Raw genomic sequence first — 14,063 nt, 5'->3', positions numbered from 1 at the left:
CTGTTTCGCACCGGATTCGATAATTAAGAAGACTTCATGGTCACCGAGGAAACATTGCACGGCGCCCCAATGACCGAATCGCGCCGAAAAGCCGAGCCCCGTGCCCGCCGAAGCCTCTTTCGGCGCGTCGCACGTCGGGTGGGCATTGTCAGCGTTCTTCTGGCCGGCGTCGTCTTCGTCGATTTCCTGCGCTTTGCCGACACCGTCTCCTCCTACGCGCCACCCTCCTCCCCCAAGGCCGACGCGATCGTCGTGCTGACCGGCGGCTACCAGCGCATCGATCAGGCTGTCGCCCTGCTCGCCGAACACGCCGGCGCCCGTCTTCTTATCTCCGGCGTGCATCCGAGCACGACCGGCGCCCAGATCCGCAAGATGACCGACGCGCCGAAAGACCTGTTCAATTGCTGTGTCGATATCGGTTACGCCGCGCTCGACACGATCGGCAATGCCAACGAGACGATGGCGTGGATCGAGAAGAATGGCTATCGCTCGGTCCTGGTCGTGACCAACAACTACCACATGCCTCGCAGCCTTCTGGAGCTTCGCCAGGTCGAACCCCGCATCGAGTTCCTGCCCTACCCCGTCGTCAATGCCGATCTCAAGCAGCGCAACTGGTTTGCCGACCCGAACGCCATGCGCACCATGATCGCCGAATACGTCAAGCTGCTGGCGGCCAGGCTTCGCGGCCTGACCGGGATCGGCATCGGTTCCGGCCTGAGGACCGGCATGGACGGATAGCCCTCGACGGCCGAACGTCTTTCACTCCACGCCCATTTCGTGTAGGCAGCGGAAAACGACTTTCACATCAGGCCCTCCGATGATCTTCTTCCGCTCGATGCTGTTCAACATCCTGTTCTACGCGAACATCATCATCCGGATGATCGTGCTGTCGCCCATCTATTTCTTCTTGCCCCGCAAGACCGCCTTCCGGATTCCGAAGAATTGGGCGATGTCCAACCACCGCCTGATGAAGGCGATCGTCGGCACCACCTACAGCGTCGAGGGCCTTGAGAACCTGCCGGACGGTCCGTACATCGCGTCACCGAAGCACCAGTCGTTCTGGGACGTCTACGCGCTGCTGCCGTTCATCAACGATCCGCTTTTCATCTTGAAGCGCGAACTGATGTGGATCCCGCTCTTCGGCTGGTACGCCATGAAGCAGCGGATGATCCCCATCGATCGCGGTGCACGCGGCAAGGTCATGGTCGACCTGATGAAGCGCACGAAGGCGGAGATGAAGACCGGTCGCCAATTGGTCATATACCCCGAGGGAACACGCCGCCCGCCGGGTGCCGAGCCGCAGTATCGCGCCGGCATCGCCCGCCTCTACCGCGACCTCGAAATGCCCGTCGTGCCGATCGTCTGCCATGCGGGCCTGTTCTGGCCGCGCCGCAGCCTCAACCGCTATCCAGGCCACATCACCATCCGCATCCTGCCGCCGATCGCGCCCGGCCTGCCCCAGGACGTCTTTTTCAAGATGCTTGTCGAAACCATGGAAAAGGCGAGCGACCAACTGCTGCTCGAAACCGTCGAGAGGAATCCGGACCTGCCGCTGCCGCCGACGGCCGTCGCGAGGATCGCGGAATTGCGGGCGCAGAACGCCGCTGATCAGCTTCCGGCCTGAGCGAGCCGGCCCATCTCTGCGATCACCCTCTCCAGCCGATGGTCGCGAATGCCGATACCCCTGAGATGCTCGACGGTGTTGCGGACATAGGCCTCGTTCGGCCCGGACCGGCCTGTCGCCGAAAGGACGGTGCCGGCGGCATGCAGCGGGTCCAGCGCACCGGCATACTGTTCGTGCCGGCGATCGATGACATAGGTGAGAGCCCTCACCTTTCGCCCGTTGTCCAGCCGGATCGGAACGCTGCGTTCGAGATAGACGCTGGTCACCAGCTCACGCTCCCGCAGATAGTCGATGACGCTGTCGCGGTCGTGCGGTTCAACCTTGAACGCAATGCCCCGGCACGAGCCACCCTGGTCGAGACCGAGCACGAGACCCGGACGCTCGGGCGTGCCGCGATGCACATAGGAGCGGACGCAAAGGGCGCGACGGTAGCCGGCGAGAAGCGCCTGACGGCTTTCGCTGAACACAAAGCCCGGGTTCCACATCAGCGAACCGTAGCCAAACACCCAAAAATCGTCCATATCCCGCGTCAAGTCTCTCAATAAGCCGATTCAAGAACGTGGAGAACCCAATGGCGGCACCTGCTCCCGGCAATAGATCGACAGTGTCAGGAAGGGTCTATTGGCTGGCCGCAGCGGTCCTCGTCGCAATAGTCCTCTATACGGGTGGATGGTATGTCGCGGCAAGCCAGCTGAAGACCAGGGTCGCCGAGTTTCTGGCCGGATCCGGCGCCGCCGACGGCATCGGCGGCCAGTGCAGCGCTCTGGATGTCCGGGGCTATCCGTTCCGCATCGGCCTGTTCTGCGACAAGCTGGCGATCGACGACAGCCGTCAGGGCCTGTCGGCAACCTTCGGCGCCCTGCGCTCGGCCGCGCAGATCTATCAGCCAGGCCATGTCGTCTTCGAACTGGACGGACCGGCCGAGCTCCGCACGACGTACGGCCTTTTCACGCATCTCGAATGGTCCAGCCTGCAATCGAGCTTCCGCGCCGGCCTTGGCGGGGTGAGCAAGGTCGACCTGATTGCCAAGGACATCACCGGAAGCGTTTCGAGTTCTCTCGCAAAGGTATCCGCCGATGTGAAATCCGGTCACGGTGAAGCGCATCTGAGAGCCAACGGCGCAGACCTCGACGTCGCGCTGCTGGCCGAAGATGTCAACGCCACGCTGGCCGATCCTGCGCAGAAGGTCCTGCCTCCGTTTTCGACCAGCATCGACCTGACGCTCACCGGCAAGGCCGGTCTTCTCGCCGGCAAGGAACGACTGGATACGGTCCTTCGCAATTCCGAAGGCCAGTTGCGCGGCCTCGCGGTCGATCTCGGCGAGGGCCGCATCGTAACCGCGTCCGGCCCTTTCAGCGTCGATGAGAACGGCTTCATCTCCGGCCGCATTCGCGTCGAGATCGAACGCATACAGGCCTGGCGCGACCTGCTGGTCAGCGAGTTTCCGGAAGCTGCGGGCCAGATCCGCAACGTCGCCGATATTCTGAAGAGCATCGCCGGCAAGCATGACAACGGCACCATAAGCCTCGACATCGAGGACGGTGCCGTCTTCGTCAGCTTCATCCCGATCGGCTATCTGCCGCCGCTGTAATCCGGCGGTTTCGCGATTACTTCTTCTCGTCGCGCAGATGGCGGCCGAAGTCCGGCGTATCGACGTCCTGGCCGGCCTCGATGATCAGGCGGCGGATCGCCCGCGTGCGGGTGAAGAGTTCGAACAGCTTGTCGCCTTCGCCCCAGCGGATCGCCCGCTGCAGATAGGCAAGATCTTCCGAAAAGCGCGCCAGCATTTCAAGGATCGCATCCTTGTTGTGCAGGCAGACGTCGCGCCACATGGTCGGATCGGACGCGGCAAGACGGGTGAAGTCACGGAAGCCCGAAGCAGAATACTTGATGACTTCCGATTCGGTCACCGTTTCCAGGTCATCGGCGGTGCCGACGATATTGTAGGCGATGATCTGCGGCAGGTGCGAGACGATCGCAAGCACCTTGTCGTGATGCAGCGGGTCCATCTCGTCGATCTTGGAGCCAAGCGCCATCCAGAAATCCCTGAGCGCCTGCAGCGCCGCCGGATCCGTGCCTTCGAGCGGCGTCAGGATGCACCAGCGACCGGAGAAGAGACCCGAGAAACCGGCATCCGGGCCTGAGCGTTCTGTACCGGCAATCGGATGGCCCGGAATGAAATGGACGTTGTCCGGCATGTGCGGCTGCATCTGCGCGATCACGGATGCCTTGGTCGAGCCGACATCGGTGACGATCGCGCCCGGCTTGAGACTACCGGCAATTTCTGCCGCAACTGCGGCCGATGCACCGACGGGAACGGAGACGACGACGAGGTCCGCGTCCTTGACCGCCTCAGCGGCGGACGCGACGTAGCGGTCCCCAAGCTCCAGTTCCTCGGCGCGTTTCAGCGTATCCGTGCTGCGCGAGGAAATGACGACTTCCTTTGCAAGACCATACTTCTTGATGTCGCGCGCTATGGACGAACCGATAAGGCCGATACCGATCAGCGCGATCCGGTCGAAGAGAACATTGCTCATTTCTGCTCACCCATGAATTCCGTCAGTGCGGCGATCACGCCGCGATTGGCCTCTTCCGAGCCGATCGTCATCCGCAGCGAATTGGCAAAGCCATATCCCTTGACCGCTCTCAGGATATAGCCGCGGCTGGTCAGGAAGGCGTCGGCCGCATCCGCGCGCTTGCCGTCCACGTCCGGGAAATGGATGAGGACGAAATTGGCGACCGACGGCGTGATCTTGAGACCCAGTTTTTCCAAAGCCTCCGTAACCGTCGAAATCCAGGCAAGGTTGTGCTCGACCGCCTTGCCGACGAAGCCCTGGTCGCGGATGGCGGCCGACGCAGCGGCGATCGCCGGAGCGTTGAGGTTGAACGGACCACGCACGCGGTTCATCGCGTCGATGACGGCGAGCGGACCGTAAAGCCAGCCGACCCGCAGCGCGGCCAGACCATAGACCTTGGAGAAGGTCCGGGTCATCACCACGTTGCGGTTGGACGAGACCAGTTCGATCCCCGCCTCGTAGTCGTTGCGGCGGACATATTCGGCATAGGCCGCATCGAGAACCAGCAGCACATGCGGTGGCAAGCTCTGATGCAGCCGGCGGATTTCGCTGACCGGCACATAGCTCCCGGTCGGATTGCCAGGATTGGCGATGAAGACCATCTTCGTCTTCGCCGTCACGGCGGCGAGGATCGCGTCGACATCGACGGCGCAATCCCTTTCCTTGACCACGACCGGCGTCGCACCCGCGCCCATGATCTGGATCTTGTAGACGAGGAAGCCGTGCTCGGTGATGATGCCCTCGTCGCCGGGGCCGAGATAGACATGGCAGAGCAGGCCGAGAAGTTCGTCCGAGCCGTTGCCGCAGATGAGGTTGGCGGTGTTCAGCCCGTGGACGGACGCGATCGCCTGACGCAGTTCCGTCGCCTGCCCGTCGGGATAGAGCTCGAGATGCCCAGCCGCGCCGCGGAACGCCTCGATCGCCTTGGGGCTCGGCCCGAGCGGCGTCTCGTTGGAGGAAAGCTTGTAGACCTTGGCGACGCCCGGAGCGGATTCCTTGCCAGGAACATAGGCGGCGATGTCAAGGATGCCGGGACGCGGAACAGGCTCTTGCATTTCGGTACTCATGTGATCGACCTTGCGGAATTGGGCCGGCCGCAGCCTGCCCGAAAGGAAATCACCGATTAAAGCGGATTGTACCTTTTGTCGAGGCGGAGTGCGGCGCGATCAGCCGAGTTTTCGAGGGTCGGCGGCGTCCCTGGTGGTCGGCACGCCGTGTGGGGCGAGCACCGGCACGAAGACCCGCCGTGACGCCCGTGCGCTGACTGGCAGGCCCTGGTAGAGCCGCTTCTGCGCCTCGACGACGATGACGCCGGAAAAGAGCGGCCAGAGCTTGCGCCCGAAGCGCTCAAGCAGTGTCCTGAGCTTGAGGATGGTGCGGAACCTCGAGGGCGGGAAGAACAGTGCGTCGGTCGCCGAGATCGGGGTGAAATTCGTTTCCCTCAGCAGCGTTGACAGCTGCCCGCGCGAATAGGGCCGGCCCGAGCCGAACGGCGTGTGCTCCATCTGCGCCCACACGCCGCGACGGTTCGGCACGACGATGACGAGGCGTCCGCCCGGTGCCAGGATACGCCAGATTTCCTTCAGCGACTCGCGCGGATTTTCGGTGAATTCCAGCGCATGGACCATCAGCACGCGGTCGATCGAGGCGTCCGGCAGCGGCAATTCCTCGTCGAAGATCAGCGCCGTGGAGGAATATTCGCCGAGCGGCCAGTTCACCGCCCCCTGCCCGGCCGGCATGAAGGCAAATGTGCGCTCGGTATCGGCGCGGAACCGGTCTAGATAGGGCGTGGCATAACCGAGGCCGACGAGACGTTCCTCGGGCAGCCTTGCCCATATCGAAGACAAGGCCATCGCAATCGAATGCTCGGCCAGATGACCGAGCTCGGAATTGTAGAACTGCCTGAGGTCGACGATGTCGGTATGCATGCTGTAAACCTAACTGCGTTTCGGTGGACTTCAAGACGGAACAGTCTACATTCTCCAATCATTGATAGAATGATCCCGGTTGCATGGAGTGTTGTAGATGGCCTTATTCGAGATCGTTGTCTTTCCCTGCCGCAGCGACAATTTCGGCGTGCTGTTGCACGACCCCGAAACGAAGCAGACGGCGGCCATCGATGCGCCGGAAGAAGGGCCGATCCTAGAGGCGTTGAAACGCCGCGGCTGGACGCTGACCCACATTCTCACCACCCACCATCACCACGACCACGTCGAGGCCAATCTGGCGCTGAAGGAAAAGTTCGATTGCGAGATCACCGGACCGATCAATGAAGCCGTCGCCATACCGGGCCTGGACCAGGCCTTCGGCGACGATGACCGCTTCGAGTTTGCCGGCCACCCCGTCCATGTGATCGAGACACCCGGCCACACTGCCGGCCACATCTGCTATTATTTCCCGGACGACGCGCTTCTCTTTGCCGCCGACACCCTGTTCGCGCTCGGATGCGGCCGCCTGTTCGAGCGGCCGGCCGCCGACATGTGGCAATCGCTGCAGAAGCTCGCCAAACTTCCGGACAACACGAAGGTCTATTTCGGCCACGAATACACCCTCTCCAATGCCCGCTTTGCGGTCACTGTCGATCCCGGTAACGACGCGCTCGCAAAGCGGGCAGCCGAAATCGAAGCCTTGCGGGCAGAGGGCAAGTTCACCATTCCGACGACGATCGCGGTGGAGAAGGCGACGAACCCGTTCCTGAGACCGTCCGATGCCGGCATTCGCGCCCATCTGGGCATGGAGGCAGCAAGCGACGCCGATGTTTTTGCAGAGATCCGCAAACGCAAGGACAACTTCCGATGACTGCCGAAGAGATCATTCAGAAACTATCCCTGCAGCCGCATCCGGAAGGCGGCTGGTACGCAGAAACCTTCCGCGACACCGCCGGCGCACCGCGCGGAAATTCGACCGCCATCTACTACATGCTGCAGAAGGGCGAGAGATCGCACTGGCACCGCGTTCGCGATGCCGTCGAGATCTGGCACTATTACGCCGGCGCGCCGCTTGCCCTGCACCGCTCGTCGGATGGACTGATCAGCGACACCGTCAAGCTCGGCATCAATCTCGCCGCCGGCGAACACCCGCAGGCGATCGTCCATTCGGGCTGGTGGCAATCGGCGGAAACGCTCGGTGACTACACGCTTGTCGGCTGCACCGTTGCACCCGGATTCGAGTTCTCGAGCTTCGAAATGGCGCCGGCGAACTGGAACCCGCTGGACCGCTGAGTCGCCCTACTTGGCCCTCGCGGCCCGCCGGCCGATCATTTCCTGTGCCGCCAGCATCGCGCCACCGGTAATCAGCAGGCAGGCAAGACCGATGCGCCAGTCCAGCACCGCGAAACCGGCCAGCACGAGAACCAGCGTCGAGACGAGCGGCGCCGCATAGCTCGACGCGCCGAGAATCTGGATATCGCCGTTCTTCACGCCGTAGTCCCAGGTGTAGAAGGCAGCACCGACCGGAAACAGTCCGAGCCCCAGCACAGCCAGCCATTCACCGACCGTTTGCGGCCACACCGTCTGCTCGAGCGCGAGGTGGCTCAGGAAGGAAAGAATCGCCGTCGCCAGGCAGAAGCCCGCGACGACATCCGTCGGAACCTTGCCGAATCGCCGCGACAGCAGCGAATAGGCCGACCAGGTGAAGGCGCACAGGAATGCCGCGCCATATCCAAGGGCATAAGCGCCATCGAATGCCACCCCATGACGGCCGACGATCAGGACGGTGCCGCCAAGGCCCATCAAGGCGCCGGCGACATGAAACCACCTGAGCCGCTCGCCCGGCAGCATCGCCGAACCGACGACGATCAGCAGCGGCCAGAGATAGGCGATCAGCCCGGCCTCGACCGGCGGCGCATTCCGGAGCGCCGTGAAATAAAGAAAATGGTAGCCGAACAATCCACCGATGCCGAGCACCCAGACGGGCAGCGGCTGGCGCAGCAGGCTGCGCCTTTCCGGGCGAAGGATGAGAGAAAACAAGCCGGGCAGGCTGCCGATCGCAAATGTCATCGCCGCCAGCTGGAACGGCGGCACTTTGCCCGAGGCGGCTGTGAACAGCGCCAGGAATGACCACATTATGACGGCCGTGAAGCCGATCAGCGTCGCGCGGGTCTTCATCTTCAGGATTTCCGGCAAAAGGAGTTATGGACGAATTGCGGGCGAACCATAACCGGCACCACCATGACTGGCAATATGGCCGCTCTACCCTTCGAAGCGCACCGCCCGGATTACCAGCGTGCCAGCCCGGGTCGGGATATCCACATAGACCGGCGCATAGGCGCCGCCGGACGCGGTCCTGGCGAACCAGATCTCCATGTCCCGGCTGCCGGCGAGATAGCGCATGTCCTTGTCGCTTTTCTTGTAGCCGGCCTGCGGCTTGAAATCGACGGAGCAGACTGCCGCATCTCCCTTGTAGCCGGCAGCGGAGAATTTGCGCATGGAGCGGAAGGACATCTTGAGCTCCATGCGCGTTTCCCCGTCGAACAGGGAAATCTGCTTCGGGCAGGCCCCTTCGCCTGGCGGCAGAATCAGGCCGGAGATCGGATCGGCAACTCCGCGCAGATGTGCCGGTTCGACGTCGACCCAGTCCTTCGGCCGCCGTTTAGATGGCACGATTTCGGACGACGTCACGTTGCCGTTGTCGAAGGCGACCGTAAACTTGCGGTGCTTCTTGCCCTTCTTGTAGGCGAGCGCGTATCGCGACGGGGAGAGCCGTCCGTCGCGCACCGCGCCGCTGACATCCGCTGTCGCATCGAAGTCGGTAAAGAGATCGGCGATACCACGCGCCTTGATGCGGCCGCTGATGGTGAAGGCGCCATTGTCGATCCGCGAGACGAAGGACGCGCCCGCCACGGTGAAGCCGGCCAGTGTCACCTTGTATTCGGTGGTGCCGCCACCGGCCTCCGCAGAGGCTTGCGGATTGAGGGCGGGAAGGACGCACAAGGCGCCAACAAGAGCTAAGCGACGCAACATATCGAAGGTACCTTTTCGCCCGCCCGGCGGATCGTCGGCCTTTGCGGCTCGTTGGTTGTGCTATGATATCGCGCTAGATGTGAATTGAAGCAAGTTTTTGTCTGAATCGGCTAAAACATCGAGCTTTGTCTTGACGCGGGCGGCTCCTCTGACTATAGAACCGCAACTTTCCAATCATGACCAGTTGGATTGCGCACTGGGCTTTGCCTGGCTGACGATCCAACGCGAAGAAAAAGAAATAAAGGTGTATCATGTCCCGCAGTTGCGAATTGACCGGCAAGGGCGTCCAGTCGGGTAACAATGTCAGCCACGCAAACAACAAGACCAAGCGCAAGTTCCTGCCGAACCTGTGCAGCGTCACGCTGATCTCCGATGCTCTCGGCCAGCGTTATCGCCTGCGCGTATCGGCTGCGGCCCTGCGTTCGGTTGAGCATCGCGGCGGTCTCGATGCTTTCCTTCTGAAGGCCGACGAGAACGAACTTTCGATGCGCGCCCGCCTGCTGCGTCGCCAGATCGTGAAGAAGACGGCTGAAGCCGCCTGATCAGGCCACTGTGCTTAAAGCTTGAAAAGGCTTGACCGGCATCCGGTCAGGCCTTTTGCTTGTGCATAATCGACACTCCAACTGGTGGCATACCCCAGGATAAAAAAATGCAGATGCTCAGACACACAATCCCCTATGTTGCCCTGATGACGCTCGTCGTCGTCGCCTCGAACTTCCTTGTGCAGTTCCCGGTACCCGGCACGATCTTCGGCATCAATCTCGCCGACATCCTCACCTACGGCGCCTTCATCTATCCGGTCTCGTTCCTGATCACCGACCTGACCAACCGGCAGTTCGGTCCGGCGGCGGCACGTCGCGTGGTCGCAGCCGGCTTCGCGGTGGCGGTCATCCTCTCCATCGTCGCATCGACCCATCGAATCGCAATCGCCTCAGGCTCGGCCTATCTCGTCGGACAGCTGCTCGACATCACCCTGTTCAACCGGCTTCGCCGCTCAAGCTGGTGGAAGGCACCGCTGGTGTCGACGCTTCTCGGCTCCGCCCTGGATACGGTCATCTTCTTCTCGCTGGCATTTGCGGCGGCCTTCGTCTTCCTCGGTCCGAACGACGATTTCGCGCTCGGCACAGCGCCGATCCTCGGCGTCGTCGCCTACGATATCCCGCGCTGGATGTCCTGGGCGATCGGCGACTTCACCGTGAAGCTTTTGATCGGCTTCGTCATGCTGCTGCCCTATGGCGCCGTCATGAGCCTCGTCAAGCCGATGCCGGCGGCAGAACCGACAGCCTGAGATCCCTACCGAAAGGCGCGCGTGCGGAAGGCTCTTCGCGCGCGTCCCCTCATTCGATCAGCTTGAATTCCAGCATCAGGCTGCGCTGCAGGATGGAATGATTGTCGTCTGAGACGAGGATGACATGCGTGCTGCCATCCTCCGCCTGCAAGGCATCGATCCCCTCCATGTTGTCGATCTGGTAGGACAGTCCTGCCTGCAGCAAGACGTCGCCATCGACGAAAGCGCCCGGACGGATGTCATCCGTCCTGATCCGGCGGATGCGCATGTCGAGACCGTCGGAGAAATTGAACCGGCGTTCGAGGATGAGCAAATCTCCGCCCGGCAGGAAGGTGCCGTCCGTCACGTCGAAATCGTCGGTGCGCCGAACGGTGAAGATACCCTTCCTGGGTCCGCTGAGGACCGCCCCGAACAGGTTGCCGGCCGCATCGACGCTCTTCTCGGCAATCACCATCAGCGAACCGCCAAGCGGCCCGGCATCCGGAGAGCGCACCAGCGTCTCGAACCCGCCATTGTTTCGCAATTCGCCGCGAGGAATGAGGAAATCGAGCGTGCGCAGCGGCTTTGAGGCCTCGAATCCCGGATCGGGATAGACGTCAATGCGATGGCGCTGCTCGAAGCTGGCTGCAATCTCACCGCCCTCCATCAGTGTCAGCCCTTCGGCATCCACCCGCCACTTTTGCGATTGCGGCGCGCCGGACGAATCGAGAATCGACGTGATCGCCACGTCGCCGAGCCCTTTCAGCTTGCCGCTGTCATCTCTTTCGATCTCGCCGGTTATCCAGTGTCCCGTATCGAGCACACCAACGAAATGCCGCCCGTCCGGACGGAAGCGGATGGACGACCAGGCACCGAAGAGGCTGTCGGGCGAACTCATCACCACGCCACCGACGAATTCGAAAGCGCCGAACCGGGAGGCATCGGAGCCGGGCTCGAAGGCCGTGATCTGCCGCGCGGTCACCGTGCTTCCGCCGCTGGCGGGGCCACTCAGGCCGATTGTCACCGCGAAGGCGGCACAGGCAATAACGGCCCGGCGATGGGGAAAGCGCATTTTGATCGGGATCCTCGTAAGTCTGAGCCGCTGTTTACAACGCTGCGGCCGATCGCGAAACCCACGATCGCGCCTGCTGTACCGCGCTGCTCCAGCCACACGCAAGTATCAACGGAGAAACTCGCGCACTGGTAGAAATTTCCGCGCCACGAGGGCGACATGGTTCACTCTTATGCCGTTAGCAACCCCTACACGAACGTCGGCAGCGTTGCCTCCGCCGGCAACAGCAACGTGAAGTCGGCCGACACGGCAAGCTTCGATGACATCATCGCCAACGGCGCGCAGCAGGAACTGACGCGGGAGGAGAGACTTGCCGCACAGGAGGCCGACAAGGCAGGGGAATCCGACGCGCGCCACGCGGCACTCGCCGAAGAGTTCAGTGACATGGCCAAGAGAACGGCTGCGGAGCAGATCCGGGCACAGTATCTCGAAGAACGCGGTATGACGGAAGAATCGCTAGCCGCTGCCCCGCCTGAAGTCCGCGAGCAGATCGAGAAGGAAATCGCCGAGGAGATCAAGAAGCGGCTCGGGATTTCAGAGGACGCGGCTCCCGGCACGCTTGGCGCCGACAATCAAAATGAGGACCCCGCCGCCGAGCTGACGGCCAGCTCGGCACTAGATCTGCTGCTTCAGTAGGGCGACGTGGGTTGATCAGCCGGCGCGGCGCCGGCTGCTGCCCCGCTTGCGCGTCATCTGCTCGTCCTCGAAGAGTGCCGCCAGCTGTTCGGTCATTGCGCCGGCCAGTTCGTCCGCATCGATGATCGTCACCGCGCGACGGTAGTAGCGCGTCACGTCATGGCCGATGCCGATCGCCAGCAGTTCGACCGGCGACTTGGTCTCGATCTGCTCGATGACTGCCCTGAGGTGCCGTTCCAGATAATTGCCCGGATTGACCGACAGCGTCGAATCGTCGACCGGCGCACCGTCGGAGATCATCATCAGGATGCGGCGCTGCTCGGGACGTCCGAGCAAGCGGTTATGCGCCCAGATAAGCGCCTCGCCGTCGATGTTTTCCTTCAGCAGCCCTTCCCGCATCATCAGGCCGAGATTGCGGCGGGCACGCCGCCACGGCGCATCGGCGGACTTGTAGACGATATGGCGCAGGTCGTTGAGGCGGCCCGGCGACTGCGGCTTGCCGTTGGCCAGCCACTTCTCGCGCGACTGACCGCCCTTCCAGGCCTTGGTGGTGAAGCCGAGGATTTCCACCTTCACGCCGCAACGCTCCAGCGTGCGCGCCAGAATGTCGGCGCAAGAGGCGGCAACGGTGATCGGACGACCGCGCATCGAGCCGGAATTGTCGATGACCAGGCTCACGACCGTGTCGCGGAAATTGGTGTCACGCTCCATCTTGAAGGAGAGCGGCTGCATCGGGTCGATGACGACGCGCATCAGCCGCGCCGTGTCGAGATAGCCTTCCTCGAGGTCGAAATCCCAGGAGCGGTTCTGCTGCGCCATCAGGCGACGTTGCAGGCGGTTTGCCAACCGCCCGACCGCGCCCTGCAGATGCGCCAGCTGCTTGTCGAGGAAGGCGCGCAGTCGATCGAGCTCGGCCTCGTCGCACAGTTCCTCTGCCAAAATTTCTTCGTCGAACTCGGGCGTGAAGACGCGGTAGTCGACCTTCTCGTTGACGTCGTCCAGCGGACCGTTGGGGCGGCGCGTCTCGCCGGGCGTCTCGGAATCGTCGTCGCCTTCGTCGGACATTTCCTCGTCGGAAATCTCGGCGCCGTCCATCTCGCCGTCTTCCATCTGCTCCTGGGACGACTCGTTTTCTTCGGCGGGCGCGGATTCGGAGCCGGCCTCCTCCTCCATCTGCTCTTCACCCTGCTCTTCGCTGCGGGGCTGATCCTCGTCCGTCGTCTCGCTCTCGTCGTCCTCTTCCGTCTCCGGATCGGCATATTCCTCGGCGACATTCATGGACGACAGCATGTCGCGCACGACGCGCGCGAAGGCCTGCTGGTCCTCGATCGTGCCGGAAAGATTGTCGAGTTCGCTGCCGGCCTTGTCCTCGATGAACGGCCGCCACAGGTCCAGCACCTTGCCTGCCGAACCGGGAGCCTTCTCGCCGGTCAGCTTCTCGCGCACCAGCATGGCGACGGCTTCGCCGAGCGGAGCATCGTCCTGGCGTTCGATGCCCTGGAAATTCGCCTTGGCATACTTCTCGGAATGCATCGACTTCAGGTTTTCGGCAACGCCGGCCATCCGGCGGGCGCCGATCGATTCCACCCGTGCCTGCTCGACCGCGTCGAAGATCGCCCGCGCATCGTCGCCCTGCGGCGACATGGAGGCGTGGATCTTGGCATCGTGGCAGGCGAGACGCAGCGCCATCGAATCGCCAAGACCGCGGATAACCGCCAGTTCGTGCGCCGTCGGCTTCTTGGAGAGCTCCGGCAGGCGTACCCGCTCGCCGGCTAGCCCCGGACGCTCGTTGGAGAAGCTGACTTCGATGTTCGGATCGCCGGCGACCGCGCGCACGCAACCGGTCACGGCCCGCCGCATGGGTTCCGTATCCACGGCCTTGCCGGCCGTACTCCGTAAGTTGTCTCCGGGGCCTGCCATTATCGGG

At 62.7% G+C, this 14,063-nt stretch carries 16 protein-coding genes; 8 read left to right on the top strand and 8 right to left on the bottom strand.

All coding sequences use genetic code 11. The features are described from left to right. Positions 1–36: 36 nt before the first annotated feature. Positions 37–738 (top strand): YdcF family protein, encoded by a 702-nt coding sequence (locus ACU5AY_RS01545; protein WP_446827719.1) that lies wholly within the window; start codon positions 37–39, stop codon positions 736–738. 79 nt (positions 739–817) lie between these two features. Continuing rightward, entirely contained in the window at positions 818–1,624 is an 807-nt protein-coding gene (locus ACU5AY_RS01540; RefSeq protein ID WP_446827718.1) for a lysophospholipid acyltransferase family protein, read from the top strand. Here the strand turns inward: ACU5AY_RS01540 and ACU5AY_RS01535 are convergent. After that, positions 1,609–2,145, bottom strand: coding sequence for a gamma-glutamylcyclotransferase (locus tag ACU5AY_RS01535; protein WP_446827717.1), 537 nt, complete (start codon positions 2,143–2,145; stop codon positions 1,609–1,611). The genes ACU5AY_RS01540 and ACU5AY_RS01535 overlap by 16 nt on opposite strands. Positions 2,146–2,195: 50 nt before the next feature. On the opposite strand from ACU5AY_RS01535, the gene ACU5AY_RS01530 reads away from it, so the two are divergent. Further along, positions 2,196–3,215 (top strand): DUF2125 domain-containing protein, encoded by a 1,020-nt coding sequence (locus ACU5AY_RS01530; protein WP_446827716.1) that lies wholly within the window; start codon positions 2,196–2,198, stop codon positions 3,213–3,215. Positions 3,216–3,231: 16 nt separating this feature from the next. Here the strand turns inward: ACU5AY_RS01530 and ACU5AY_RS01525 are convergent, their stop codons facing one another. The 3 genes from ACU5AY_RS01525 to ACU5AY_RS01515 all read right to left on the bottom strand — a co-directional run bounded on the left by ACU5AY_RS01525 (position 3,232) and on the right by ACU5AY_RS01515 (position 6,128). Further along, positions 3,232–4,161, bottom strand: coding sequence for a prephenate/arogenate dehydrogenase family protein (locus tag ACU5AY_RS01525; RefSeq protein WP_446827715.1), 930 nt, complete (start codon positions 4,159–4,161; stop codon positions 3,232–3,234). Next, a complete protein-coding gene (gene hisC / locus ACU5AY_RS01520) occupies positions 4,158–5,267 on the bottom strand; it encodes a histidinol-phosphate transaminase (protein WP_446827714.1) in 1,110 nt (369 codons plus the stop codon). The genes ACU5AY_RS01525 and hisC overlap by 4 nt, the downstream gene beginning before the upstream one ends. A 99-nt stretch (positions 5,268–5,366) precedes the next feature. Continuing rightward, complete coding sequence (locus ACU5AY_RS01515) at positions 5,367–6,128, bottom strand: class I SAM-dependent methyltransferase (protein WP_446823072.1); 762 nt, start codon at positions 6,126–6,128, stop codon at positions 5,367–5,369. A 97-nt stretch (positions 6,129–6,225) separates the two neighbouring features. Between ACU5AY_RS01515 and gloB the strand changes: the two genes are divergently transcribed. Together gloB and ACU5AY_RS01505 are read left to right on the top strand one after the other, a co-directional pair. Continuing rightward, on the top strand, positions 6,226–6,999 hold the full coding sequence (gene gloB, locus ACU5AY_RS01510; RefSeq protein ID WP_446827713.1) for a hydroxyacylglutathione hydrolase: 774 nt from the start codon (positions 6,226–6,228) through the stop codon (positions 6,997–6,999). Then, entirely contained in the window at positions 6,996–7,421 is a 426-nt protein-coding gene (locus tag ACU5AY_RS01505) for a cupin domain-containing protein (protein ID WP_446827712.1), read from the top strand. Before gloB ends, ACU5AY_RS01505 begins: the two co-directional genes overlap by 4 nt. A 6-nt stretch (positions 7,422–7,427) precedes the next feature. Here ACU5AY_RS01505 and yddG read toward each other — a convergent pair whose 3' ends face one another. Next, a complete protein-coding gene (yddG, locus tag ACU5AY_RS01500) occupies positions 7,428–8,306 on the bottom strand; it encodes an aromatic amino acid exporter YddG (protein WP_446823069.1) in 879 nt (292 codons plus the stop codon). 84 nt (positions 8,307–8,390) lie between these two features. Next, positions 8,391–9,161, bottom strand: a complete 771-nt coding sequence (locus ACU5AY_RS01495) for a DUF3108 domain-containing protein (RefSeq protein ID WP_446827711.1) — start codon at positions 9,159–9,161, stop codon at positions 8,391–8,393. A gap of 251 nt (positions 9,162–9,412) precedes the next feature. Here ACU5AY_RS01495 and rpmB point away from each other — a divergent pair, with 251 nt between their 5' ends. Next, positions 9,413–9,703: a 50S ribosomal protein L28 gene (gene rpmB / locus ACU5AY_RS01490; RefSeq protein ID WP_446823067.1), complete on the top strand. Its 291-nt coding sequence runs from the start codon at positions 9,413–9,415 to the stop codon at positions 9,701–9,703. A 107-nt stretch (positions 9,704–9,810) separates the two neighbouring features. Next, complete coding sequence (locus ACU5AY_RS01485; RefSeq protein WP_446827710.1) at positions 9,811–10,449, top strand: queuosine precursor transporter; 639 nt, start codon at positions 9,811–9,813, stop codon at positions 10,447–10,449. Positions 10,450–10,498: 49 nt separating this feature from the next. Here ACU5AY_RS01485 and ACU5AY_RS01480 read toward each other — a convergent pair whose 3' ends face one another. Continuing rightward, a complete protein-coding gene (locus ACU5AY_RS01480; RefSeq protein WP_446827709.1) occupies positions 10,499–11,500 on the bottom strand; it encodes an esterase-like activity of phytase family protein in 1,002 nt (333 codons plus the stop codon). Between the two features lie 159 nt (positions 11,501–11,659). Between ACU5AY_RS01480 and ACU5AY_RS01475 the strand changes: the two genes are divergently transcribed. Further along, on the top strand, positions 11,660–12,136 hold the full coding sequence (locus tag ACU5AY_RS01475) for a hypothetical protein (RefSeq protein WP_446827708.1): 477 nt from the start codon (positions 11,660–11,662) through the stop codon (positions 12,134–12,136). A gap of 15 nt (positions 12,137–12,151) precedes the next feature. On the opposite strand, the gene cobT is transcribed toward ACU5AY_RS01475, so the two are convergent. Continuing rightward, positions 12,152–14,056 carry a cobaltochelatase subunit CobT gene (cobT, locus tag ACU5AY_RS01470; RefSeq protein WP_446823063.1) on the bottom strand — a complete coding sequence of 635 codons (1,905 nt, stop codon included), beginning with the start codon at positions 14,054–14,056 and terminating at the stop codon, positions 12,152–12,154. Positions 14,057–14,063: the final 7 nt, after the last annotated feature.

It is taken from the genome of Rhizobium sp. PAMB 3174 (assembly GCF_052908375.1).
The sequence above is the reverse complement of the archived record's forward strand: the minus strand, read 5'-3'. Positions and strand labels throughout refer to the sequence as shown.